The 25,149-nt window shown below is 61.3% G+C and carries 16 protein-coding genes; 7 read left to right on the top strand and 9 right to left on the bottom strand.

Going from position 1 to position 25,149, the window contains the following annotated elements; translation table 11 throughout:
- Positions 1–39: 39 nt before the first annotated feature.
- On the bottom strand, positions 40–915 hold the full coding sequence (gene pdxY / locus GR198_RS15775) for a pyridoxal kinase PdxY (protein WP_164069228.1): 876 nt from the start codon (positions 913–915) through the stop codon (positions 40–42).
- A gap of 276 nt (positions 916–1,191) precedes the next feature.
- Here pdxY and GR198_RS15770 point away from each other — a divergent pair, with 276 nt between their 5' ends.
- A complete protein-coding gene (locus GR198_RS15770) occupies positions 1,192–5,967 on the top strand; it encodes an NAD-glutamate dehydrogenase (protein ID WP_164069227.1) in 4,776 nt (1,591 codons plus the stop codon).
- Between the two features lie 27 nt (positions 5,968–5,994).
- Positions 5,995–7,383: an MFS transporter gene (locus tag GR198_RS15765; protein ID WP_164069226.1), complete on the top strand. Its 1,389-nt coding sequence runs from the start codon at positions 5,995–5,997 to the stop codon at positions 7,381–7,383.
- A gap of 45 nt (positions 7,384–7,428) precedes the next feature.
- On the opposite strand, the gene purH is transcribed toward GR198_RS15765, so the two are convergent.
- From purH to htpX, 4 genes are all read right to left on the bottom strand, one after another.
- Positions 7,429–9,045, bottom strand: a complete 1,617-nt coding sequence (gene purH / locus GR198_RS15760) for a bifunctional phosphoribosylaminoimidazolecarboxamide formyltransferase/IMP cyclohydrolase (RefSeq protein ID WP_164069225.1) — start codon at positions 9,043–9,045, stop codon at positions 7,429–7,431.
- A 206-nt stretch (positions 9,046–9,251) separates the two neighbouring features.
- Positions 9,252–10,925 (bottom strand): heparinase II/III family protein, encoded by a 1,674-nt coding sequence (locus GR198_RS15755; RefSeq protein WP_029874627.1) that lies wholly within the window; start codon positions 10,923–10,925, stop codon positions 9,252–9,254.
- A gap of 196 nt (positions 10,926–11,121) precedes the next feature.
- The gene (locus GR198_RS15750) at positions 11,122–12,510 is read right to left on the bottom strand and encodes an RsmB/NOP family class I SAM-dependent RNA methyltransferase (RefSeq protein ID WP_164069224.1); all 1,389 of its coding nucleotides are present in this window, start codon (positions 12,508–12,510) and stop codon (positions 11,122–11,124) included.
- Positions 12,501–13,463: a zinc metalloprotease HtpX gene (htpX, locus tag GR198_RS15745; RefSeq protein WP_164054635.1), complete on the bottom strand. Its 963-nt coding sequence runs from the start codon at positions 13,461–13,463 to the stop codon at positions 12,501–12,503. The genes GR198_RS15750 and htpX overlap by 10 nt, the downstream gene beginning before the upstream one ends.
- Positions 13,464–13,572: 109 nt before the next feature.
- On the opposite strand from htpX, the gene GR198_RS15740 reads away from it, so the two are divergent.
- Positions 13,573–13,797: a DUF1674 domain-containing protein gene (locus GR198_RS15740; RefSeq protein WP_025396485.1), complete on the top strand. Its 225-nt coding sequence runs from the start codon at positions 13,573–13,575 to the stop codon at positions 13,795–13,797.
- 230 nt (positions 13,798–14,027) lie between these two features.
- On the opposite strand, the gene acs is transcribed toward GR198_RS15740, so the two are convergent.
- Positions 14,028–15,983 (bottom strand): acetate--CoA ligase, encoded by a 1,956-nt coding sequence (gene acs, locus GR198_RS15735; RefSeq protein ID WP_029874624.1) that lies wholly within the window; start codon positions 15,981–15,983, stop codon positions 14,028–14,030.
- 232 nt (positions 15,984–16,215) lie between these two features.
- On the opposite strand from acs, the gene GR198_RS15730 reads away from it, so the two are divergent.
- Positions 16,216–16,920, top strand: coding sequence for a DUF1013 domain-containing protein (locus tag GR198_RS15730; protein WP_032984599.1), 705 nt, complete (start codon positions 16,216–16,218; stop codon positions 16,918–16,920).
- Positions 16,921–16,998: 78 nt separating this feature from the next.
- Here GR198_RS15730 and GR198_RS15725 read toward each other — a convergent pair whose 3' ends face one another.
- From GR198_RS15725 to GR198_RS15715, 3 genes are all read right to left on the bottom strand, one after another.
- On the bottom strand, positions 16,999–17,934 hold the full coding sequence (locus GR198_RS15725) for a flagellin N-terminal helical domain-containing protein (RefSeq protein WP_029874623.1): 936 nt from the start codon (positions 17,932–17,934) through the stop codon (positions 16,999–17,001).
- 155 nt (positions 17,935–18,089) lie between these two features.
- Entirely contained in the window at positions 18,090–20,000 is a 1,911-nt protein-coding gene (locus GR198_RS15720) for a propionyl-CoA synthetase (protein ID WP_164069223.1), read from the bottom strand.
- Between the two features lie 82 nt (positions 20,001–20,082).
- Complete coding sequence (locus GR198_RS15715) at positions 20,083–20,742, bottom strand: YggS family pyridoxal phosphate-dependent enzyme (RefSeq protein WP_029874621.1); 660 nt, start codon at positions 20,740–20,742, stop codon at positions 20,083–20,085.
- Positions 20,743–20,942: 200 nt separating this feature from the next.
- Between GR198_RS15715 and leuS the strand changes: the two genes are divergently transcribed.
- From leuS to holA, 3 genes are read left to right on the top strand one after another with little or no spacing between them, the layout of a single operon-like run.
- Positions 20,943–23,573: a leucine--tRNA ligase gene (gene leuS, locus GR198_RS15710; RefSeq protein WP_029874620.1), complete on the top strand. Its 2,631-nt coding sequence runs from the start codon at positions 20,943–20,945 to the stop codon at positions 23,571–23,573.
- The gene (gene lptE, locus GR198_RS15705; protein WP_029874619.1) at positions 23,563–24,084 is read left to right on the top strand and encodes an LPS assembly lipoprotein LptE; all 522 of its coding nucleotides are present in this window, start codon (positions 23,563–23,565) and stop codon (positions 24,082–24,084) included. Before leuS ends, lptE begins: the two co-directional genes overlap by 11 nt.
- A 10-nt stretch (positions 24,085–24,094) precedes the next feature.
- Entirely contained in the window at positions 24,095–25,135 is a 1,041-nt protein-coding gene (gene holA, locus GR198_RS15700) for a DNA polymerase III subunit delta (RefSeq protein ID WP_029874618.1), read from the top strand.
- Positions 25,136–25,149: the final 14 nt, after the last annotated feature.

Genomic DNA, 25,149 nt, shown 5'->3' with positions numbered 1-25,149 from the left:
CAACTGCTGCACTGCAAAATGAGCATATTGGCAGATGCGTCATTTTTTCCGCCGCTGCACCGGGTGCACAAGGCGGCGCATCTGCACCATGGCCATCGGCGTCGAAAGACTGGAAGCATCGCTTGCCAGCATCAACTCGTTGCTGCCGCGCTTGACGGCACGCGCAAGCACCTCGAAGACGCTGGCGGTGGCAAGCTGCAGCGCCTTTTCGTCCTCGATCCCGGAAAGCAGGCGCGACAGGAAGACGGCGGCGATGAGGTCGCCGAGACCATTCGGCGGGTTCTCGACAACACGATGCTCAGCAAGAAGCGCGTGACGGCCGGAAAGATAGAGATTGCCGGTACCACCCGCCATCATCGGCACCGCCGAAGTGACGAGCATGCGCGATGGTCCGAGCGCGAGCGCAGCCTCCATGATCGCGCTGTTGTCTTCGAGGGCTGCCCCCGAAAGCCATGCGAGCTCGTAGCGGTTCGGCGTTGCGAGCGAGGCGAGCGGAATGAGATGGTCGCGAATGGCCTCAGCGGTCGCTTCCGGCACGTAAAGGCCGCCGAGATCGCCCATGACGGGATCGCAGACATAGAGCAGCTCGGGATTGTTTTGCCTCAGCGCACCGATCAGCCGGGCGACGGAGCGCGCCTGGGCGGCATTGCCGAAATAGCCCGAGAGCACCGCCTTGACTTCGCCGATCCAGGGCGCGCGGATCAGATCGTCGATCGCCGCATCGAAATCCGTTTCCGCAAAAGTCAGCCGCGTCGAGCGGCCGTGGCCGGGATGCCAGGGCAGCACGATGGTCGGCAGGGCCCAGACCGGATGACCGAGTGTCTCCAGCGCAAAGACGGCTGCCCGGTTTCCGACCGAGCCCCGCACCACATGGCTGGAAATGACGATGACTGCGCCCGCTGCATTTTCCGACATGATATCCAAGATCCGAATGATGACCGCGTTTGATGATCTTTTTGACGCCACGCTGTCAACCATTCTTCATGCGGGCGTGGAAATGTTCGGCGCAACGAAAAACCGGAAGACGGGACTTTCGCTTACGCTTGGCGAAGAAAGCGAAAAATCTCTTATGATATCTCGTTTCCAGCGCCAAAAAAGCGTCAAAACAATCCTTCGGACCTCTCTTTTAGAGATTTTTTCGAAGAATCTTCTGCTAGCTTGCGAAAAATCAGACATTGAGGGAGGCGATCCATGGCTGCCAGAAACAATCCGAAACGGGAAAAGCAGATCGAAAGCGCGCGCAAGATCGCCAAGGCGACAGGCGAGGCGCATCTCGATCCGGAAATTCTCTTCGGCCGGGCAAGCAATGACGATCTCGAACTCTATACGCCGGAAATGCTGGCGCTCTCCGCGGTGCATTCGGCAAAGGAACTTGCTGCCTGGAACGGCAAAGCGCCCCGCGTCGGCATCGACACGATTGCCGATGTGACGCCTGATGGCATCGCCGTCTCGGTGCTTTCAGTCACCGACCAGAACATGCCTTTTCTGTTTGAATCGGTCATGGGCGAAGTGACGAGCACCTATCGCGATCTGTTCATGGCCGTGCATCCCATCCTGATCATGGAAAAGGGCAAAGCGCCGGCGATTTATTCCGCCGATCACCCGAGCGATCCGGCCAACCGCGTCAGCCATATCCAGCTTCATATTGCGCCCCTCAATTCCGCCCAGGCCACCGATCTCGTCAAACGCATCGAAAAAGTCCTCGAACAGGTCCGCCTGTCGGTTTCCGACTGGAAGCCGATGCTTTCCAAGATCGACGGAGTGATCGCCGAGCTTGCGGCCAATGGCGCCGGCCGGAAGAAGGTCGATCGCGACGAAGCCGTCGCTTTCCTGACCTGGCTGCGCGATGAGAATTTCACTTTCCTCGGCATGCGCGAATATGTCTATTCCGGCAAGGGGACCAATGCCAGGGTCGAACGCGACAAGGGTGCTGGCCTCGGCATCCTTTCCAATCCCGATGTTCTGGTGCTGCGCACCGGCAAGGACGCCGTGACGACGACGCCTGAGATCCTTGCCTTCCTCGACGGCCCCGACTTCCTGATCGTCACCAAGGCGAATGTGAAATCGATCGTCCATCGCCGGGCTTATATGGATTATGTCGGCGTCAAGCGCTTCGACGCGGAGGGCAACGTCACCGGCGAGCTGCGCATCGTCGGCCTTTTCACCTCGACGGCCTATACCTCGCTCGCCTCGGAAATCCCGCTGCTGCGTTCCAAGATCGAGAAGGTGAAGGAACATTTCGGTTTCGACCCGATGAGCCATTCCGGCCGCATGCTCGACAACACGCTGGAATCCTATCCGCGCGACGATCTTTTCCAGATCGACACGACGCTGCTTGCAAATTTTGCCGAACAGATCAACGACTTGGCCGATCGGCCGCGCGTCCGCGTCCTGCCGCGCATCGACCATTTCGACCGCTTCGTTTCGGTGATCATCTACGTGCCGCGCGAAGAATATGACTCGATCGTCCGCGAACGGATCGGCACCTATCTGAAGACTGTCTATGACGGCCGTGTCTCCGCCTATTACCCGGCTTTCCCGGAAGGCGGCGTGGCGCGCGTGCATTTCATCATCGGCCGCTCGGGCGGCAAGACGCCACGCATTCCGCAGGCAAAGCTCGAGCAGGTGATCCGCGAAATCACGGCCCGCTGGGACGACCGTTTCGAGGCGCTGGCAGGCGCCAAGGCCCCGAAGATATCCGTCGACCAAGCCTTCCAGGATTCCTTCACGCCGGAGGAAACCGTGGCTGACCTCGCCGATATCGGTGCCTGCGCCGCCGGCGAGCCGCTGCGCATTCAGTTTTACCATCGTCAGGAAGAACAGGGCCGCACCCTTTCCTTGAAGATCTTCCACGCTGGTGGCCAGCTGGCGCTGTCGCGCCGCGTGCCGCTTCTCGAGAATCTCGGCTTCAATGTCGTCAGTGAACGCACTTTCGACATCGGGGTGCCGATCGCCGATGGAGAAAAGAAACTCGTCGTGCTGCACGACATGGAGCTCGAGGCCCGCAATGGCGGCGAGATCGATCTGCAGCGTTACGGCGCCGCCCTCGAGGAAGGCTTCGTCGCCGCCTTCGCCGGCACGATCGACAATGACAGCTTCAACCGTCTGATCCTTTCGGCCGGGCTCTCGGCGCGCGAGACGAACGTGCTGCGCGCCTATGCGCGTTATCTCCGCCAGGCCGGCATCGCCTATTCGCAGGATTATATTGCGACGACGCTCGACAAATATCCTGGTGTCGCCGCCGCTATCTTTCGTCTCTTCCATGACACGCTCGACACCAGGCTTTCGGAGAAGGCCCGCGTCAAGAAGCTTGCCGAACTGCACCAGGCGATCGAGGCCGAGCTTGCCGAGGTGCCGAGCCTCGACGACGACCGTATCCTGCGCCGCTACGTCAACATCGTCGATGCGACGCTGCGCACCAATTATTTCCAGAAGAACCCGGATGGCTCGCCGAAACCGATGCTGGCCTTCAAGCTCGATCCGCATCTGGTAGACGGGCTGCCGCAGCCGAAACCCTTCCGCGAGATGTTCGTCTATGGCGTCGAGGTAGAAGGCGTGCACCTGCGCTTCGGCAAGGTGGCGCGCGGTGGCCTGCGCTGGTCGGATCGCGCCGAGGATTACCGCACCGAGGTGCTCGGCCTCGTCAAGGCGCAGCAGGTCAAGAACGCCGTCATCGTGCCGGTCGGCGCCAAGGGCGGCTTCTATCCGAAGAAGCTCCCCATCGGCGGCAGCCGCGACGAGATCTTCAATGCGGGCCGTGAGGCTTACAAGACCTATATCCGCACGCTGCTTTCGATCACCGACAATATATCGGGCGCCGATATCGTCCCGCCGAAGGATACCGTCAGGCTCGACGGTGACGATCCCTATTTCGTCGTCGCCGCCGACAAGGGCACCGCGACCTTCTCCGACACCGCCAATGCGCTGGCGCAGGAAGCCGGCTTCTGGCTGGACGACGCCTTTGCCTCCGGCGGCTCGGCCGGTTACGACCACAAGAAGATGGGCATCACCGCCCGCGGCGCCTGGGAAACCGCGAAACGCCATTTCCGGGAAATGGACATCGACATCCAGACGACGCCCTTCACCGTCGCCGGTGTCGGTGACATGTCCGGCGACGTCTTCGGCAACGGCATGCTGCTCTCCCCGAAGATCCGGCTCATTGCCGCCTTCGATCACCGCGACATCATCATCGATCCCGACCCCGATATGGAAAAGACGCTGACTGAGCGCCAGCGGCTCTTCGACCTGCCGCGTTCAAGCTGGCAGGATTTCGACAAGAGCGTTCTGTCGAAGGGTGCGATGATCATTTCGCGCGCAGCGAAATCGGTCACGCTGACGCCGGAAGCGGTTGCCGCGATCGGCATCGACAAGGCCGTGGCCACGCCCTTCGAGATCATGACGGCGATCCTGAAGAGCCCTGTCGACCTGCTCTGGTTCGGCGGCATCGGCACCTATGTGAAAGCGCCGTCCGAAACCGACACCGAAGTCGGCGACCGCGCCAACGACCCGATCCGCATCACCGCGGTGGAGGTGCGCGCCAAGGTGATCGGCGAGGGCGCAAATCTCGGCGTTACTCAGAAAGGCCGCATCGCCTACGGTCTGAAGGGCGGGCGCTGCAATTCCGACGCCATCGACAACTCGGCCGGCGTCAATACCTCGGACGTCGAGGTCAATATCAAGATCGCGCTGGCAGCCGCCATGCATGACGGACGCCTGACGCGCGCAAAACGCGACCAGCTTCTTTCCTCGATGACCGGCGAAGTGGCGACCCTGGTGCTGCGCAACAACTACCTGCAGTCGCTGGCGATCTCGCTGACGGAACGCAAGGGGACGGCAAACGCCTTGGAGCTCGGCCGCTTCATGAGCGTGCTCGAGGGCGCCGGCCAGCTGAACCGCAAGGTCGAGACGCTGCCGGACGAGCAGACCCTGGCCGAGCGGTATACGGCCGGCAAGCCGCTGACGCGGCCGGAAATCGGCGTGCTGGTATCCTATGCCAAGATCGTGCTCTTCGATGCGCTGGCCGCAAGCGATCTGCCCGACGATCCCTATTTCATCGCGACGCTTTCGAATTATTTCCCCGTGAAAATGCAGAAGTCGAATGCCGGCGATATCGCCGGCCACCGCCTGAAGCGCGAAATCGTCGCGACCGTGCTTGCCAACGAAGCGATCAACCGCGGCGGGCCGAGCTTCACCGTCGCCATGATGGATGCAACGGCGGCTTCGGCACCGGAAGTGGTGCGCGCCGCAATCGTCGCTAGAGACGGCTTCGACCTGACCAGCCTCTGGGCCGGGACGGACGCCCTGGACGGCAAGATATCAGGCGAGATGCAGAACCGCATCTACGAGGAGATCAGCCACAGCTTTATCGTGCTGACGCGCCTGCTGCTGAAAACGGGCATGACCAAGGCCGACATGGCAGAAGTGATTAGCCGGCTTCAGGCAGCCCTGAAGAAGCTGAAAACCGCCTTCGCCGGACAGGTGGCCGGCGAGGTCGCCGTGCGCCAGGCGGAGTACAGCCAGGCCGGCCTGCCCGAAAAACTCGCCGCCGACATCGCCAGCCTCCCGATCTTCGCACTGGTGCCGGAGATCATGCAGATCGCCGAGCGCACCGGCGAACCCCTGGTACGCGCCGCCGAGAACTACATCGCCGTGTCGCAGACCTTCCGTATCGGCAGGCTGCTGGCGGCGGGCGGGCGGATCCTCACCTCAGACCATTACGAGAATCTGGCGCTTGCCCGCAGCATCGATCAAATCGCCAGTGCAAGGCGCGACATCGTCATCTCGGCCCTTTCCGATCACGGCAAGGAAAAGCTTCCCGTTCAAGCCTGGCATGCGCAGGATCGTATCCGCATCAACCGTATCCTCGAGGAGCTTTCAACCCTCAGCGACGGCGGCGATCCCAATCTCGCGCGTATTACCGTTGCTGCCGGTATCCTGACCGATCTTGCGCGCGACCGGGTGAGGTGAGACAGTCCGCGTCAAAAGAAGGAGCGGATGTTGAATCGCATTGACTGGACAGGAACGCAACCGCCGAAGGCCACGGAGAAGGGCATCTGGGGGTGGATGTTCTTCGATTGGGCAGCACAGCCCTTCTTCACCGTGGTCACAACCTTTATCTTCGGACCCTATTTCGTTTCCCGCCTGACCGATGACCCGGTTTCCGCGCAGACGACGTGGAGCAACATGGCGACGATCTCCTCGGTGATCATCGCCCTTCTCTCACCCGTCCTCGGCTCGATCGCCGACCAGTCCGGCGCACGCAAACCCTGGATCGGCTTCTTCGCGATCATCAAGATCGCCAGTCTGTTCTGCCTGTGGTTCGCCGCACCGGGTTCGCCTGTTCTCTATCCCGTCATTTTCATGATCCTCGCCTCGATCTCGGCCGAGTTTTCGATCGTCTTCAACGATTCGATGATGCCGCGCCTCGTCGGCAAGCACGAGGTCGGCAGGCTCTCCAACACCGCCTGGGGGCTCGGTTATCTCGGTGGCATCATCGTGCTCATTGCCGTCGTGACGCTTTTGGCCGCCAGCCCTGAGACCGGCAAGACCATCCTCGGCCTTGATCCCCTGTTCGGCCTCGATCCTCAGACCGGCCAGGATGCACGGATCACCGGGCCGATCTCGGCCGTCTGGTATCTGATCTTCATCCTGCCGATGTTCTTCTTCACGCCCGATGTCGGCAAGGGTCTTCCCTTCGGCGCCGCGGTGCGCTCCGGCTTGCGGGAACTCAAAAACACGCTTGGCGAGCTCAGAGAGCGCCGCGGCATCCTGAAATTCCTCATCGCCCGCATGATCTATCAGGACGGCGTCAACGGCCTGCTGATCCTTGGCGGTATCTTCGCGGCCGGCATGTTCGGCTGGGCGACGATCGAGATCGGTCTCTACGGCATCATCCTGAATGTCATTGCGATCTTCGGCTGCCTGATCGCCGGCCGCATCGACAAGGGCGTCGGTTCGAAGGTGACCGTCGTCATCAGCCTCACCATGCTGCTTCTCGCCACCATCGGCATCATTTCGACGGGACCGGGCTACACCCTGTTCGGACTGATGCCGCTGCCGACGGCGGATTCCGGCAGCCTCTTCGGCACGGCGGCGGAGAAGGCCTATATCCTCTATGGCCTGCTGATCGGGCTCGCCTTCGGGCCGGTGCAGGCCTCGTCGCGCTCCTATCTCGCCCGCAGCGTCAACCTCGAGGAAGCCGGCCGCTACTTCGGCATCTACGCGCTTTCGGGGCGCGCCACCAGTTTCATGGCGACGCTGCTCTTCTCGCTGGTGACCTATATAAGCGGATCACCGCGGCTTGGAATGGCAACGCTGATCCTGTTCCTCGCCGGCGGATTGATACTCTTGATCCGCACACCCTATCCGGCCGATCGCGCATAGGGACGAACCTGCTGAGGAAGGGCGCCGGCCACCGCCGGCACCCGATCAGTGCCGGAAATGGCGCATGCCGGTGAAGACCATTGCGACGCCGTGTTCGTTGGCGGCATCGATGACTTCCTGGTCGCGCATCGAGCCGCCCGGCTGAATAACCGCCGTCGCCCCTGCGGCGATCATCGATAGAAGACCGTCGGCAAAAGGCAGGAAAGCTTCGGAGGCAACCGCCGAGCCATGCGTCATCGGCACGGCGAGGCCAAGCGCCTTGGCGGCCTCTTCGGCCTTCAGCGCAGCGATGCGGGCGGAATCGACGCGGCTCATCTGGCCGGCGCCGATGCCGGCCGTCTGGCCGTCCTTGGCATAGACCACGGCGTTCGACTTCACATGTTTGCCGACCTTGAAGGCGAACTTCATATCTTCCAGTTCCTGCGCCGTCGGCGCGCGCTTGGTGACGACCTTGAGTTCCAGATCCTCGACCATGCCGTTGTCGCGGCTCTGGACGAGCAGGCCGCCGGAAACGGTCTTTGCCGTCAGGCCCGCGACACGCGGATCGGGCAGGCCACCGGCAGACAACAGTCGCAGGTTCGGTTTGCGGGCAACGATCGCCTTTGCCTCCTCCGTGACATCCGGCGCGATAATCACTTCGGTAAAGAGCTTGACGATCTCTTCGGCAGTTTCGGCATCCAGCGTCCGGTTGAGGGCGATGATGCCGCCAAAGGCGGAAACGGAATCGCAGGCGAGCGCCCGCCGATAGGCCTCGACCAGGCTCGATCCGGTGGCGACGCCGCAGGGATTGGCGTGCTTGATGATCGCGCAGGCCGGCGCCTTCTCCGGCAGGAACTCGGCGACGAGCTCGTAGGCGGCATCCGTATCGTTGATATTGTTGTAGGAGAGCTGCTTGCCCTGGAGAAGAGCGGCCGTCGAAACACCCGGACGCTTCTCGCCGGTCACATAGAATGCGGCCTTCTGGTGCGGGTTTTCACCGTAACGCATCTCTTCCTTCAGCGCACCACCGATGACCCGGTGGCGCGGCGTGTCGATCGACAGCGCCTCGGCGAACCAGTTGGAGATCATTGCATCATAGGCGGCGGTACGGGCATAGGCCTTGGCGGCCATGCGCTGGCGGAAGGCGTAGGCCGTCTTGCCGTCATCTGCGGAAAGCTGCTCCAGCAGCTCGGCATAATCGGCCGGATCGGTCAGGGTCGTCACATAGGCATGGTTCTTGGCCGATGCGCGGATCATCGCCGGACCGCCGATGTCGATATTCTCGACGGTCGTCGGATAGTCGCCGCCGGCGGCGCGCACCTGCTCGAAGGGATAGAGGTTGATGACGGCGAGGTCGATGCCCTCGATGCCATGCTGTTTCATCGCTTCCTGGTGTTCACTGTCGTCACGGATCGCCAGCAGGCCGCCATGCACCGTCGGATGCAGCGTCTTCACACGCCCATCCATGATCTCCGGAAAACCGGTGATTTCGGAAACATCGGTGACGGCAAGACCGGCAGCGGCAATCGCTTTAAACGTGCCGCCGGTCGAAAGCAGGCGCACACCTCTGGCAGACAAGGCGTGGGCGAGGTCGACGATCCCGGTCTTGTCGAAGACGGAGATGAGCGCGGTCTTGATTTCGACCTTGTCGGGGGCGGGGATCTTCTTGGAAATGACGGCCATGAAACCTTCTCCGTTCGGGCCTCGGGAGGACATCCGCAAGGGATGTTCGCATGCTGGCGCCGCGTTAGCACAGCTTTGCCGCCGCGCAAACAGGCGTCAGCGCATGACGCCAAAAAGCACGAGCCATTTTTGGACGGCATCGTACTCTACTTCCTTGCTGTGGATGCGATCCCGATTTTGGCTGCTCGGCTCAAAATCATCCGCTTCTAGCCTTTGCGGGACAAAAACCAGCGGATTTCCGTCTTCTCGGCAAGATCGAAATCGATCTCGATCTGGTCCGAGCCGCAAATGCCGGAGCTGTCGGCAAAGAAGATATCCTCGGCGATCAGCACTTCATTGCCGGGTGCGGAAAACAGCCAGCTTTCGCCGTCCGGCGCCGTCAGCAGCACGGACTCCCCATCACTCTGATGCAGGACGATCGAAGGATGGATATGAAAACGGGCGACGGCCTTCAGCGGCTCGTCACTCTCATATCCTTCGCGGACGGCGAGCCGGTCGCGGCCGGTCACGATCGAACCTGCGGCATTGAGTGTCAGCTCGCGCTCGTGCAGCACCCCGAACACCCTGAGGTAACCGTCATGGCTGAGCTTGATGCCGTCGCGTCCGTCTTCGGTTTCGGCACGCTCGACGGTGATTGTCCTCACCGGTTCGGTGATTGCGTGGTTCAGGAAGGGCGAGGGCGAAAAACGGCTGGACGAGGTGTCGTTGAGGATGACGGTCGAATGTGCCGCCGTCGTGCGCGCCATCTGGACATAACGGTGCCCGGCAAATTTCGGCGAACCCGAATTGACGATGAAGCGATGGCGGCCGGACGACATCTCGAAGGAGAGGCTGCCGGCATGCACGGTGCGAAGCGCGCCTCCCGAAGGCGGCGTGCCGGTATCTGCAATAATCACCGTCTTGCCCCCCGAAAGCCGCTGATAGCGCGAATGCGGCAAAGCCTTGAATGGCTGACCGGCTGTCTCGTCATATCGCAGCACGGACATCAGCTCATTTGCAAGCGTCGAGGTCGCCCCGTTGAAGAGCGCCAGGTCTCCGTCCTGATGGCGAAAAAACCGCAATGCCGGATAAATGCGGTCTATGCCGGAGATCAGCTTCTGCGGCAGGTCATGGCCGAGATTGACATAGGTCTGCCGGAGCGGCAGCAGATCGAGCAGCAATTCCAGCCCGACGCGCGGATTGCGCGACACATGGCCACCATCCGGCAGAATCTGGCTATCGAATTCGCGGTCGAGCGCCTGCGCCGCCCTTCTGAGCGTAGAGGCGCGCGCCGGCATGGCGACGGAGGCCATGGCCAGCGCGATGCGCAGCCGAAACAACTCCAGGCCGCCGAGGGTGAACGGCGCCATCCGGTGCAGGAACCTCACCTGGAACGCCAGCGACTTCATGAAGCGGCGATAAAAGCCTCGGTCGGCGTTCTGCAGCACCACCGGCGAATGCGACAGCCAGGCGATAACGCGCTGGGCGGTGACGTCGGTTTCCCAGGCAATCCCCTCCATGCGACCGGCATGGATGGAAAGCCAGCTGTCGACGATCGCACGGGCGGCAGCCGAACTACGCTCCGTCTTGTTCGCCCGCATATGCCGCAGCCAGCCGAAGCTATGAAGACGGATCGCGAAGGGGCGTGAGGGCAGGGTGAAGGTGAAGGGCGACTTTTCGTTGGTTTCCAGCATGCGCCCGGCCAGGAGAAACCGTCCGTTGAGGATCTCGTCGGCCACATGCGGATCGATGCTGCGCAGATCGGTCGGCGCGACGATCAGACGCTCCGGCACCTTAATCGAATGACGAAAGAGCTTCAGGCGCAGCAACGCGACGCGGCGCAAGGCGCGCCGCCAAGCCTCCCGAACATACATGCTCGCAAAACGCCGACCGGACTGCATATTCTATTGTCTATTGACCCTCGTGGTTAAGAATAGGTGAAAAGTGGCCGATTTCATCGCCCGCAATGAATTAATTCGTGACAAAGTTCGAATATACGCACATTGACGCGTTTCACCTGAAATCATGCGAGCGGTTTTGGAGAACGGCATGCGTGACACGAGGCTATGACACCTCGTATAGGCCCAAGCCTTGCAATCAGGCCAGGCGCCGCAGCACCGCCGCATAAAAGCCGTCGAGGCCGGAGCCGATGCCGTCAGGCATTTTCAGCATGGTGGGAAGCGTGCGGAATTCGCCGAGCGGCGTGATCGCCGTCTCAAGGCCCGGCCAGTCACCGGCGCCGATCGGAACGCGCTCGACCGCATCCGTATCGGAAAGAACACGGGCGACGACGTCCTCACCCTCGACGGGATCGAGCGAACAATTCGAAAAAACCAGTGTGCCGCCCGGCTTCAGCAATGTCAGCGCATGACGCAGCAGCCGTTCCTGCAGCGCCGCCAGTCTGGCGATATCCTCAGGTCCCTTGGTCCACAACACGTCAGGGTGCCGACGTGTCGTGCCGGTGGAAGAGCAAGGGGCATCGAGCAGGATCGCATCGAAACGCTCAGTCGGCTCGAATGTCGTGAGATCTGCCGCAATCGTCTCCGCCTTGAGGCCGAGCCGATCGAGATTCGAGCGCAGCCGTCTCAGCCGGCTTTCCGACTGATCGAGCGCGGTGACCGCGCCGCCGGCAAGGATGAGCTGCACCGTCTTGCCGCCGGGCGCAGCACAGAGATCGGCGGCACGCCTGCCCGAGAGATCGCCGAAAAGCTTCGCCGGGATGCTTGCCGCCGCATCCTGCACCCACCACGCGCCCTCGTCGAAGCCTTCGAGCGAGGGGATGCCGCCGTCGAAGGCGGCGAGACGAATGCCGCCTGTGGGCAAAACAACGCCGTTCAGCCGCTTCGCCCAGCCTTCGGGGTCGGACTTGACGGTCAGATCGATTGCCGCCGGTTCGAGCTGGGATTCCGAAATCGCCAGCGCCGTTTCCCGGCCATAGGCCTTTTCCAGCCTGGCAATGAACCAGGCCGGCATCGGCGCGACCTTGCCGATGGCGTCGAGCACCTGCTCCTTCTCGCGGCCAAGCCGGCGGAGGATGGCATTGACCAGCTTGGCAAAACGGCGATTGCGTGGATCCAGATTGGCCTGCTCGACGGCGAGGTCGACAGCCGAATGATCCGGCACGTCGAGATAGAGAATCTGCGCCGCCCCGATTGCGAGCACGTGATGCAGCGCCCTTGCGCCCTCCGGCAGCGGTGAATCCAGCAGCCCGGCAATCGCGGCATCGATGCGCGGCAAATGGCGCAGCGTCGTGTTCAGGATGGCGCGGACGAGCGCCCGGTCGCTTTCGCCGAGCGCCCTATAGGCCGGATTGCCGTGTTCATGATCGAGAGCGCCGTCGAGCGGCAGCTTGCGGTCGACGACGGCAGCAAGAATTTTTGCCGCCGCGGCCCGGGCCTGCAGACCTGGCTTTGCCGGAGCAGATCGCTCAGTGGAGGGCTTATGCTTGCGGAATGGCTTCTTCGTGCCGTCTGAATTCAAGACCACGGACCTTTTGGCGGTTGCGAACCACCGCGACCAAGACCCGTATCCGGAACAGAGCGCGATTTGCGCGACGGATTAGCAGCACGAGCCGGCGACGTCGAGACATTCATGCCGCTTTGCGCCATGTCCTGCAGCGCGGCAATCCGGTTTTCCGTGTTCGGATGCGTGGAAAACAGATTGTCCATGCGCTCGCCGGAGAGCGGATTGATGATGAACATATGCGCTGTCGCCGGGTTGCGCTCGGCATCCTCGTTCGGCACGTGAGCAGCGCCGCGGGCGATCTTGCCGAGCGCCGAAGCGAGCCAGAGCGGGTTGCCGCAGATCTCGGCGCCGCGGCGGTCGGCCGAATATTCGCGCGTGCGGCTGATCGCCATCTGCACCAGCATGGCGGCGAGCGGCGCCACGATCATCGCGACGATGACGCCGACGAAGCCGAGCGGATTGCTGTTGTTCTCACGGTTGCCGCCGAAGAAGAAGGCGAAGTTGCCGAGCATAGAGATCGCGCCGGCAAGCGTTGCCGTGATCGTCATCGTCAGCGTGTCGCGGTTCTGAATGTGGGCCAGTTCATGCGCCATCACACCTGCGACCTCCTCGGCAGACAAGGCGCTGAGCAGGCCGGTCGAGGCGGCGACGGCGGCATTGGCGGGATTGCGGCCGGTGGCAAAGGCATTCGGCTGCGGGCTGTCGTAGAGATAGACCTTCGGCATCGGCAGGCCGGCATTGCGGGCGAGATCGCGCACGATCCGGAAGAATTCCGGCGCGTTGCGCTCGTCGACCTCCTGCGCGCGATAGGCCGAAAGCACCATGCGGTCGGAATTCCAGTAGGAGAAGAAATTCATGCCGGCGGCAATGACGAATGCCATCATCATGCCGGCCCGACCGCCGATCAGGAAGCCGACAAACATGAAAAGCGCCGTCATGAAGGCAAGCAACATGGCAGTGCGAACGAGGTTCATGGCGGATCTCCATCTCCGATTTCGGCGTCACAAGCTTTCAATCCCGGCACCGGCGCATTATGATTTGGTTATTCATCAGCGATTTTCAATATTTCCGGCAGGAGACGGCATGCAGGACGCCGATAACGACAACAGCGAAACGCCGACGGCCGAGGGATCGGAGCCGCCGCGCAAGATGCTGCCCCCGGCTGCCAGGCGCGCCCTTGCCGAAGCCGAAGAACGGCGAAAGAACCAGAAGCCACTGGAACTGCCGCCGGAGATCGGCGGCCGCGGCGGAGCCGAGCCGGCGCGCTTCGGCGATTACGAAATCAATGGCAGGGCGATCGATTTCTAAGCCAATATTTGTGTTGGCTTCCTCGGCCGCAGCAGAATGGAACCAAGACTCCGGCTAACGACATTTTGGCCGACAGGTATTTCAGCCGCATCCAGCGGGAGTGACCTCGCCGGCAATCTTCTTTCAGGGCTTCGCCCGTGAAGGGATACGGCAAACCAGGCATCGAATACGCGGAAGCAAGAGAGCCGCTCCGGAAGCCCTAAATGGGGCGGCCGGAGCGGCTCGACGTATCAGGCGGTCGCCTTGTTTTGCCGGTTGGCGATCAGATCGTCGACCACGGCCGGATCGGCAAGCGTCGAAGTGTCGCCGAGCGCACCGAAATCGTCTTCGGCGATCTTGCGCAGGATACGGCGCATGATCTTGCCGGAGCGCGTCTTCGGCAGGCCGGGCGCAAACTGGATCTTGTCGGGTGCGGCGATCGGGCCGATTTCGGCCCGCACATGTTTTACCAGTTCCTGGCGGAGCGTATCCGATCCCTCGTGACCGGACATCAGCGTCACATAGCAATAAATCCCCTGGCCCTTGATCGGATGCGGATAACCGACGACCGCGGCTTCCGAAACCAGATTGTGCGAGACGAGGGCGGATTCCACCTCCGCCGTGCCGAGCCGGTGACCGGAGACGTTCAGCACGTCGTCGACGCGGCCGGTGATCCAGTAATAGCCGTCCGCATCGCGCCGGCAGCCATCGCCGGTGAAATACTTGCCCTTGTAGGTGGAAAAATAGGTCTGGATAAAGCGCTCGTGATCGCCATAGACCGTACGCATCTGGCCCGGCCAGCTGTCGGTGATGCAGAGATTGCCGTCGGCCGCGCCTTCCAGCACCTTGCCTTCATTGTCGACCAGCTGCGGCTTGACGCCGAAGAACGGGGTCGTCGCCGAGCCGGGCTTCAGGTCGGTGGCGCCGGGCAGCGGCGTGATCATGTGACCGCCGGTTTCCGTCTGCCACCACGTATCGATGACAGGGCAGCGCTTGTCGCCGACGACATTGTAATACCACTCCCAGGCCTCGGGATTGATCGGCTCGCCGACCGTGCCGAGCAGCCGCAGCGAAGAGCGCGAAGAGCGCGTGACGAAGTCGTCGCCGGCACCCATCAGCGAGCGGATCGCCGTCGGCGCCGTATAGAAGATGTTGACCTTGTGCTTGTCGATGACTTCCCAGAAACGCCCCTGGTCCGGGAAATTCGGCACGCCCTCGAACATCAGCGTCGTCGCGCAGTTCGCCAGCGGCCCATAGACGATATAGGAGTGGCCGGTCACCCAACCGACATCGGCCGTACACCAGTAGACGTCGCCGTGGTGATAATCGAAGACATATTCATGCGTCATCGCCGCATAGACGAGATAACCGCCGGTCGTGTGCAGCACGCCCTTCGGCTTGCCGGTCGAGCCTGACGTATAAAGAATGAAGAGCGGATCTTCCGCCTTCATCTTCACCGGCGGGCATTCCGCCTTCACCGTGGCAATTTCCTGGTGATGCCAGAGGTCGCGGCCGGGCGCCCATCCGGTCTTGCCGCCGGTGCGGCGAACGACCAGAACCTTCTCCACGATCACGTGCTGGCGTGCCGCAATGTCAATTGCGGTATCGGTATTGTCCTTCAATGGCACCGGCTTGCCGCCGCGCAGGCCTTCGTCGCAAGTGATGACGAAGGTGGATTCGCAGTCGACGATGCGCCCGGCCAGCGCCTCGGGCGAGAAACCGCCGAAGACGACCGAATGTACCGCGCCGATGCGGGCGCAGGCGAGCATCGCATAGGCCGATTCCGGGATCATCGGCATATAGATGGTGACGCGATCGCCCTTCTTGACGCCGTGCTTCTTCAACACGTTCGCCATCCGGCAGACATGCTCGTAGAGCTCGTTATAGGTGACCTTCTTGTCGATATAGGGGTTGTCGCCCTCCCAGATGATCGCCACCTGGTCGCCATTCGTTTTCAGATGACGGTCGATGCAGTTGTAGGAGACGTTTGTCTGACCGTCCTCGAACCACTTGATCGAAACCTTGCCGGTAAAGGAAGTGTTCTTGACCTTGGTATAGGGCTTGAACCAGTCGATCCGCTTGCCGTGCTTGCCCCAGAACTTGTCCGGGTTCTCGACGCTTTCCTCATACCATTTCAGGTACTTTTCCTTATCGATCAGGGCGCGCGCCTTCACCGGCTTCGTGACCGGATAGATCTTCTCCGACATGCAACTCCTCCTCATGGGACATGCGACGGGCCGATTGAGCTAGGAAGGGCCCGGACTTGAAATCACGGCAATTCATAGCAGTTCGCATCGCCACGGCAATTAGACAAAGGTCATTTCATTTCGGAAGAATTGCAATTCTGCGACAGTGCGGTTATATAGCGCCATATTTCCCGGACATTGTGGTGACAATCCACGGACCGCGACCGGCGCGGACGATAGAAGGACTATATCCATGGCTCAAACACTGCTCATGCCGAAGGCGACAGCCATCTGGCTCGTCGACAATACGGCACTGTCTTTCGATCAGATCGCGCAGTTCTGCAAACTGCATCCGCTCGAAGTCAAGGCGATCGCCGACGGCGAAGCGGCGCAGGGCATCAAGGGCCTCGACCCGATCTCGACAGGACAGCTTTCCCGCGACGAGATTGCCCGCGCCGAGGCCAATCCGAACCACAAGCTGAAGCTTTCCGAACCGAAGGTGCGGGTGCCGGAATCCAAGCGCCGCGGTCCGCGTTATACGCCGGTTTCCAAGCGTCAGGACCGCCCGAACGCCATTCTCTGGCTCGTCCGCAACCATCCGGAGCTGAAGGACGCGCAGATTTCCCGCCTCGTCGGCACGACGAAATCGACGATCGAGCAAATCCGCGAGCGCACCCACTGGAACTCCGCCAACCTGGCGCCGATGGATCCGGTCACGCTTGGCCTCTGCAGCCAGATCGATCTCGACATGGAAGTGGAAAAGGCCTCCAAGGGCCGTCCGCTGCCGACCGCCGCCGAGCTTGGCGCGACGCTGCAATCGGCCCAGGACACCGAGCGCCTGACCCCGAGCTACGAGCGCGAGGAGGAAAAGGAAAAGGAAATCGACGCCGATGCCGTCTTCCGCAAGCTGAGCTCGCTGCGCTCGGCGCCGAAGGACGAGGACGACGATCAGTACTGAGACATCATGGATCTCATGAAAAACCCCGCCGGTATGAGCTGACCGGCGGGGTTTTTTGTTGCGGATGGCCTGTTTCGATTAGCTGCGGAACAGGGTGAGGATGTTCTGCGCCGAGCTATTGGCGATCGAAAGCGACTGGATGGCAAGCTGCTGCTGCGTCTGCAACGCCGTGAGCTTGCTCGATTCCTCCTCCATATCGGCATCGACCAGGCGTCCGACGCCGGAGTCGATCGAATCGTGAAGGCCGCTGACAAACGTTTCCTGCAGCTGGATACGGGTCGAGATCGAGCCGAGCGCCGAGCCGGCGGCGGTCATGGCGCCAAGAACCAGTTCAATACCGGCCAAGGCTGCGTCAAGCTGACCCTGGGTGAAACCGGTGATGTCGAGAGCATATATCGACGGCATGACGATGACGGTGCCGCCATAGGTTCCGTTGAAGGCCGTACCGATGATACCGCTGCTCGTCTCGATCGCACCGGTGCTGGTCATGCCGAAAAGCACGTTTCCAAGCGTGCCCGAATTGAGCACGTAGTCGGTCGTCTTGACTGAAACGGCATTGCTGCCATCACGCACGAAGGACGAAACGACGCTCTTCGTGCCGGAGGCGCCGGCAACCCAGTTTTCGCCGGAGAAGGACGCCGACTGGGCAATGCTGAGCAGCTGCTCCTGAAACTGGTCGAGTTCCTGCTGGATCTTCGTCTTGTCGACGCCCTTTTCCGTGGCGGCGACGATCTTGGCCTTGATTTCGCTGACGACATCGAGCGCGCTATCCATGGCCGAATAGGCGGTATCGACCTTGGCTGCACCAAGCCCGAGCGCGTCGGAGACGGCCGAAAGCGCCTTGTTGTCAGAACGCATGGTCGTAGCAATCGACCAATACGCGGCATTGTCAGCCGCCTTTTCGACACGATAACCCGATGAAACGCGACCTTGGGTGTCCTTGAGGCTATCGTTTACGCCGCGCAAAGTCTGCAGCGCTGCCATGGCAGCGTTGTTGGTGAGGATGCTTGTCATGATCCGTTCCACAATCGTTGAGAAAGGGGCAATCCGGACTAGGCCGGTAACGGCGACCGCGTCATGCAAAGCCTGCTATGCAAGCCATTGCCGTTAACAAATGCTTGCATCAACATGGTTAACAATTCCTCAATTAGGCTTACCGAAAGTTTAATTCACATCGGCAGGGAGCCTAAACCGCGGCCGCGCAGCGCCTCGGCAATTTCCTCTAAAATCGTTGGATCATCGATGGTTGCAGGCATTTTCCAGGGTATGCCGTCGGCGATCTTTTGCATGGTGCCGCGCAGGATTTTGCCGGAGCGTGTCTTCGGCAACCGGTTAACGGTGATGGCCGTTTTGAAGGCGGCAACAGGTCCGATCGAATCACGAATCATCGCCACGACCTCTGATTCGATCGCCATCGCATCACGGGAAACATGTCGCTTCAGCACCAGGAAACCACAGGGCGCCTGACCCTTCAGCGCATCGATCACGCCGATGACCGCGCATTCGGCGACATCGGGATGACGCGCACAGACCTCCTCCATCGCCCCTGTCGAGAGCCGATGCCCGGCGCAATTGATGATGTCGTCGGTGCGCGACATGATGAAGAGATAGCCGTCTTCGTCGACATAGCCGGCATCAGCCGTCTTGTAATAGCCGGGAAACTCATCGAGATAGGCCGAGCGAAAACGCTCGTCGGCGTTCCAGAGGGTCGGCAGGCAGCCAGGTGGCAGGGGCAGCTTCACGACGATATTGCCGAGCGTTCCCGCCTCGATCGGATGACCGGCATCGTCGAGCACCGCAATATCATAGCCGGGCATCGGCAGCGCCGGCGACCCGTGCTTGACGGGAAGGCCGCCGAGACCGAGCGGATTTGCGGCGATCGGCCAGCCGGTCTCCGTCTGCCACCAATGATCGATGACGGGTATGCCGAGCATGCGCTCGGCCCATTTCAACGTCTCCGGATCCGCCCTCTCGCCGGCCAGAAACAGTGCGCGCAAATCCGGCATGGGATATTGGCGCATCAGTTCACCGTCACCGTCCTCCCGCCGGATGGCGCGGAATGCCGTCGGCGCCGTGAAGAGCACCCGCACCTGATACTCTGAAACGATGCGCCAGAATGTGCCGGCATCCGGAGTGCCGACCGGTTTTCCCTCGAAGATCAGAGTGGTTACGCCTGATAGCAGCGGGGCATAGACGATATAGGAATGCCCGACGACCCAGCCGATATCCGAAGCCGTCCAGAAGACCTCGCCCGGCTTCAAGCCGTAGATATTCCGCATCGACCAATTGAGCGCGACCATATGGCCGCCATTGTCGCGCACGACGCCCTTCGGTTGGCCCGTCGTGCCCGAGGTATAGAGGATGTAGAGCGGATCGGTCGCCTTGACGGAGACACAGGCGATCTCATCGCCACGATGCTGCGCCACCGCCACCTCGAAATCCTGATCTCGACCGCTGACGAGATCTGCCCGAAGCTCCGGCCGCTGCAGCACCAGACAGTGCTTCGGCTTCGAATGCGCGATCTCGATCGCCTGATCGACCAATGGCTTGTAGGCGACGATGCGACCGGGCTCGAGCCCGCAGCTCGCGGTGATCACCAGCTTCGCACCGCAATCGTCGATGCGCGCCGCAAGTTCGCTGGCGGCAAACCCGCCGAAAACGACGGAGTGAACCGCACCGATGCGGGCGCAGGCGAGCATCGAAAAGACCGACTCCGGCACCATCGGCATATAAAGGATGACGCGATCGCCTTTGCCGATGCCTCGCTCGACCAACGCTGCTGCGATGGCCATCACCTCCCGAAGCACCTCATCATAGGTGAAACGGCGCTTTTCGCCGTTCATTGCGCTGTCGAAGATGACAGCTGTCTCGCCGCCGCAGCCGGCAGCCACATGCCGGTCCAGGCAATTGTGGCATGTATTGGTTTCGGCGTCTGGGAACCAGCGGCCATAGACGCCGTCATTGGGTGAAAAAATCCGCTCTGGCGGCTTGAACCAGTCGATGTCACTGGCCGCTTCGCGCCAGAAGGCTTCGGGATCGCGTTTCCAGGCCGCATAGGCCTGATGATAGCCGTTCCGCATCTGCTCCTCCCCAGGACATGCAAACCTCGATATCAATCTAGGCGGCATTAAGGGGAACAGGAAGCCCGACCAAAGCAGCGTTTCAGCGCGTACCGAAAATCGCTGACCCCACACGCACGCTGGTGGCGCCAAAGGCGATGGCTGTCTCGTAGTCGCCCGACATGCCCATGGAAAGTTTTTCGGCGCCGCATTTGAGCGCGAGCTTTGCCAGCAGGGCGAAATGCGGTCCGGGATTTTCCTCGGCCGGGGGAATGCACATCAAACCTTCGATCGAAAGGCCGAGTTCGTTGCGGCAGAGAGCGACGAAGGCTGGCGTGTCGTCTGGAGCGATGCCTGCCTTCTGCGGTTCGAGCCCGGTATTGACCTGGACATAGAGCCGCAGCGTCTTGGCTTGCCGCTTCATCTCCTCGGCAAGCGCGCGGGCGATCTTTTCCCGGTCTACCGTCTCGATGACGTCGAAAAATGCAACGGCATCCGCCGCCTTGTTCGATTGCAGCGGTCCGATCAGATGCAGCTCGATATCCTGATACTCTGCCTTCAGCGCCGGCCACTTGCCCTGGCTTTCCTGCACCCGGTTCTCGCCAAAGACCCGCTGCCCGGCTTCGATGGCCGGGCGGATCGCGTCCGCCTCGAAGGTCTTCGACACCGCGACGAGCTGAACGGAACCTGCCGGACGGCCTGCCGCGCGTTCCCCGGCCGCAATCCGTGATCGCACGTCGTTCAACCGCTCTTGAAGTTCCATCGTTCTGCCTCGACATACCAGCATGAAAGGATTGGCAATGAACTAACCAGCCAACCTGTGCTTGCCAAGACCCGCCTTCGCGAAATCGCTTGCGCGGGATCAAGATCGGACGCTTGCAGCGCCTGCAAAACTTGACGCTACGGTGGTTTCATGGTGAAGGTCTCGACCAACTCCCCTGATTTTCCGGAAATACGAATACCATGGCCACCGAACGTTATAATCCGCGCGATGCCGAGCCCCGCTGGCAGCAGAAATGGAATGAAGACAAGGTCTTCGAGACCGACAACGCCGATCCGCGCGAAAAATATTACGTCCTCGAAATGTTCCCCTATCCGTCGGGGCGCATCCATATGGGTCATGTCCGCAATTACGCCATGGGCGACGTCGTCGCCCGCTACAAGCGCGCCCGCGGCTACAACGTGCTGCATCCGATGGGCTGGGACGCCTTCGGCATGCCGGCGGAGAATGCCGCCATGGAGCGCGGCGTGCATCCCGCCTCCTGGACGTATCAGAATATCGGCTCGATGAAGGCGCAGCTGAAGGCCATGGGTCTTTCGCTGGACTGGAGCCGCGAATTCGCCACCTGCGACGTCGAATATTATCAGCACCAGCAGCATCTCTTCCTGGATTTCCTGGAGAAGGGCCTGGTCTATCGCAAGCAGTCGAAGGTCAACTGGGATCCTGTCGACAACACCGTGCTCGCCAACGAACAGGTGATCGATGGCCGCGGCTGGCGTTCCGGTGCGCTGGTCGAACAGCGAGAACTGACGCAATGGTTCTTCAAGATCACCGACTTCAGCCAGGATCTGCTGGACGCGCTGGATACGCTCGACCAGTGGCCGGAAAAAGTGCGCCTGATGCAGAAGAACTGGATCGGCCGTTCGGAAGGCCTGACGATCCGCTGGGAGATCGTGCCGGAAACGGCACCTGCCGGCGAGAGCGAAGTGACGGTCTATACGACCCGGCCGGACACGCTGTTCGGCGCTTCCTTCTTGGCAATCGCCGCCGATCATCCGCTGGCGAAGGATGCCGCCGCGAAGAACCCTGATATCGACGCCTTCTGCGACGAGTGCCGTCGCGCTGGCACCTCGCTCGCAGCACTCGAGACCGCCGAAAAGAAAGGCATGGATACCGGTATCCGCGTCCGGCACCCGCTCGATCCCTCCTGGGAGCTGCCGGTCTATATCGCCAATTTCGTCTTGATGGATTATGGCACGGGCGCGATCTTCGGCTGCCCCTCGGGCGACCAGCGCGACCTTGATTTTGCACGCAAATATGGCCTGCCGGTGGTGGCAGTCGTCATGCCGAAGGATGGCGATGCGGCAAGCTTCTCCGTCGGCGACACGGCCTATGACGGCGATGGCGTGATGATCAATTCGCGCTTCCTCGACGGCAAGACGACCGAGGAAGCCTTCAATATCGTCGCCGACCGGCTGTCGGCCGCTTCGCTCGGCAATGCGCCGCAGGGCGAACGCAAGGTCAATTTCCGTCTGCGCGACTGGGGCATTTCCCGCCAGCGTTATTGGGGCTGCCCGATCCCGGTCATCCATTGCGATGATTGCGGTGTCGTGCCGGTGCCGAAGGCGGACCTGCCGGTCAAGCTGCCCGACGACGTCACCTTCGACCAGCCGGGCAATCCGCTCGACCGTCATCCGACCTGGCGCCATGTCTCCTGCCCGAACTGCGGCAAGGATGCCCGCCGCGAGACGGATACAATGGACACCTTCGTCGATTCGAGCTGGTATTTCACCCGCTTCACCGCGCCCTGGGAAGGAAAGCCGACCGATCCGGAGGCGGCAAACCGCTGGCTGCCGGTCGACCAGTATATTGGCGGCATCGAGCACGCGATCCTGCACCTGCTCTATTCCCGCTTCTTCACCCGCGCCATGCGCGAGACCGGTCACGTCGCCGCCACCGAACCTTTCAAGGGTCTTTTCACCCAGGGCATGGTGGTCCACGAGACCTATAGCCGCGGCGCCGGCGCCGGCCGCGAATGGGTGGCACCCGCCGATATCCGCATCGACGAACTCGACGGCAAACGCCGGGCCTTCCTGTTGACGAACAATGAGGAAGTTGCGATCGGCTCGATCGAGAAGATGTCGAAATCGAAAAAGAACGTCGTCGATCCCGACGATATCATCGCCTCCTACGGTGCCGATACCGCCCGTTTCTTCGTTCTGTCTGACTCTCCACCGGAGCGTGACGTCATCTGGTCCGAGGCAGGCGTCGAAGGCGCCCATCGTTTCACTCAGCGTCTGTGGCGCCTGATTTCCGAAGCAGCGGACGCGCTCTCCGCCGTGGTACCAGCGCCGGCAACCGATGGGGAAGCCTTGTCGATCTCGCAGGCCGCCCACAAGACGCTGAAGGCTGTCGAGAACGACTATGACAAGCTCTGGTTCAACAAAGCCGTTGCCCGAATTTATGAACTGGTCAACGCGCTGGCCGCACCGATGACGAGGGTTGCGGCAGGCGAGGGTGATGCGACCTATCGCGCGGCGGTGCGCGATGCCGCCGAGATCCTGATTCAGCTTGTCTCTCCGATGACGCCGCATCTGGCTGAGGAATGCTGGACCGCGCTCGGCAATGAAGGACTGCTTGCCCGGGCAAGCTGGCCGCAGTACGACAAAAAGCTCGTCATCGAAAACGATGTCGTCCTGCCGGTACAGATCAACGGCAAGAAACGCGCTGAATTGACAATTTCTCGCGATGCAGATCAGAATGCCGTCACCGACGCCGTGCTGGATCTGGATGCGGTGAAGAACGCGCTGAACGGACAGGCACCGAAGAAGATCATCGTGGTTCCCCAAAGGATTGTAAACATTGTCGTTTGATATCGCTTGCAAGCTGGCCCGCAATGCCGGCATCGCCATGATCGTTGCCTCGGCGGCTTTTCTCTCCGCCTGCCAGGTCCGACCGCTTTACTCCGAGAGTTCCGGTGTCGTCGAAAAGCTTTCCTCGGTCGGCTTTTCCCCAGCAAGCAGCCGCGTCGAGCAGCAGGTGCGCAATCGCCTGATCTTCCTTGCATCGCGTGGTGCCGGTGAAGCGGTAAACCCGCAATATCAGGTTGAGATTCGCGCTACCACGTCTGTTGCCGACACACTCCTGACGGATTCGACGGATACGTCGCGCGCTGGCCGTGTGACCGTCAGCGTCACCTACACGCTGCGTTCGGCGACCGACAATCACGTCATCAAGGCCGGCAGCCGCTCTACCACCGCGCTGGTGGATTTTTCCGAACAGGAATTCGCCAAACAGCGGGCTATCCGCGATGCCGAAAACCGCGCGGCGGATCAGGTTGCGGAATTCGTGGGAGCCGATATCGCCGCTGCCCTCAGCCGCTGAGGGCGGAGATGTGGCAGAGATAAAATCCCACGAATTCGATACTTTCCTGCAGAAATCGGCACGGAACTATCGGATTTACGTCATCTACGGACCGGATCGCGGCCTTGTTTCCGAACGGGCAGGTCTGCTCGCCGGTAAGAGCGGTGTTGCTCTCGATGATCCCTTCTCGCTGACGAAACTCGATATCGGCGACCTGCAGAAAGACCCCGGTCGGTTGGTCGACGAGGTCCAGTCGATCGGTCTGTTCGGCGGTGAGAAACTGATCTGGATTCGCGGTGCCGCCAACGAGAAATACCTCGTCGATTCCCTGACGCTGCTGGCCGAAAAACCGCTCGAAGCCGCCTATCTGATCGTCGAGGCAGGTGACCTCAAGAAGGGTTCCCTGCTGCGTAAGACCGCGGAAGCCGCACGATCCGTCATGACGATCCCCTCCTACGCCGATGACAGCCGCGCCTTGAATGCGTTGATCGATACGGAGCTCAGTGCAGAAAAGCTCGGCATTACGCCGGCCGCGCGCCAGGCGCTGATCGCGTTGATCGGCGGCGACAGGATCGCTTCCCGAAACGAGGTGCGCAAGCTCGCTCTTTACTGCCGCGGCTTCGATACGGTCGAAGAACATCACGTTACCGAAATAATCGGCGACGCCAGCGCCATCTCAGTCGACGACGCGGTCGATGCCATCCTCGGCGGTGATCTCAACGCCTTTCTGCACGCCATGCAAAAGATCAGCAGCTCGAAAACTGCAATCTTTCTCGTGCTGCAGGCATGCCTGAAGCAATTTCAGCTTCTGGATTCGATGCGTGCCGAAATGGATGAAAAACGGCTGCAGCCACCTCAGATCATGCAGACGATGGGGCGGCATCTGCATTTCCGCCGCAAGCCGATCATCGAACAGGCGCTGCGCCAGTGGACCGCGGAAAGCATCGCCCGTGAATCCAATCGCTTACAGGCCGCTATTCTGCAAAGCAGACGGCGACAGGTGCTGGAGGATAGCGTCGCGATGCAAACGCTTCTGTCCACCACCCTTCAATCCAGCCGGAAATCCGCCTGACCAGCGCACGTCGG

Source organism: Rhizobium leguminosarum (assembly GCF_010668065.1).
Lineage (GTDB): Bacteria > Pseudomonadota > Alphaproteobacteria > Rhizobiales > Rhizobiaceae > Rhizobium > Rhizobium leguminosarum_S.
The sequence above is the reverse complement of the archived record's forward strand: the minus strand, read 5'-3'. Positions and strand labels throughout refer to the sequence as shown.

Bases quoted from the DNA above. Each gene is read 5' to 3' on its own strand.
- pdxY (WP_164069228.1), bottom strand. From the start codon at position 915: ATGTCGGAAAATGCAGCGGGCGCAGTCATCGTCATTTCCAGCCATGTG.
- GR198_RS15770 (WP_164069227.1), top strand. From the start codon at position 1,192: ATGGCTGCCAGAAACAATCCGAAACGGGAAAAGCAGATCGAAAGCGCG.
- GR198_RS15765 (WP_164069226.1), top strand. From the start codon at position 5,995: ATGTTGAATCGCATTGACTGGACAGGAACGCAACCGCCGAAGGCCACG.
- purH (WP_164069225.1), bottom strand. From the start codon at position 9,045: ATGGCCGTCATTTCCAAGAAGATCCCCGCCCCCGACAAGGTCGAAATC.
- GR198_RS15755 (WP_029874627.1), bottom strand. From the start codon at position 10,925: ATGCAGTCCGGTCGGCGTTTTGCGAGCATGTATGTTCGGGAGGCTTGG.
- htpX (WP_164054635.1), bottom strand. From the start codon at position 13,463: ATGAACCTCGTTCGCACTGCCATGTTGCTTGCCTTCATGACGGCGCTT.
- GR198_RS15740 (WP_025396485.1), top strand. From the start codon at position 13,573: ATGCAGGACGCCGATAACGACAACAGCGAAACGCCGACGGCCGAGGGA.
- acs (WP_029874624.1), bottom strand. From the start codon at position 15,983: ATGTCGGAGAAGATCTATCCGGTCACGAAGCCGGTGAAGGCGCGCGCC.
- GR198_RS15730 (WP_032984599.1), top strand. From the start codon at position 16,216: ATGGCTCAAACACTGCTCATGCCGAAGGCGACAGCCATCTGGCTCGTC.
- GR198_RS15725 (WP_029874623.1), bottom strand. From the start codon at position 17,934: ATGACAAGCATCCTCACCAACAACGCTGCCATGGCAGCGCTGCAGACT.
- GR198_RS15720 (WP_164069223.1), bottom strand. From the start codon at position 20,000: ATGCGGAACGGCTATCATCAGGCCTATGCGGCCTGGAAACGCGATCCC.
- GR198_RS15715 (WP_029874621.1), bottom strand. From the start codon at position 20,742: ATGGAACTTCAAGAGCGGTTGAACGACGTGCGATCACGGATTGCGGCC.
- leuS (WP_029874620.1), top strand. From the start codon at position 20,943: ATGGCCACCGAACGTTATAATCCGCGCGATGCCGAGCCCCGCTGGCAG.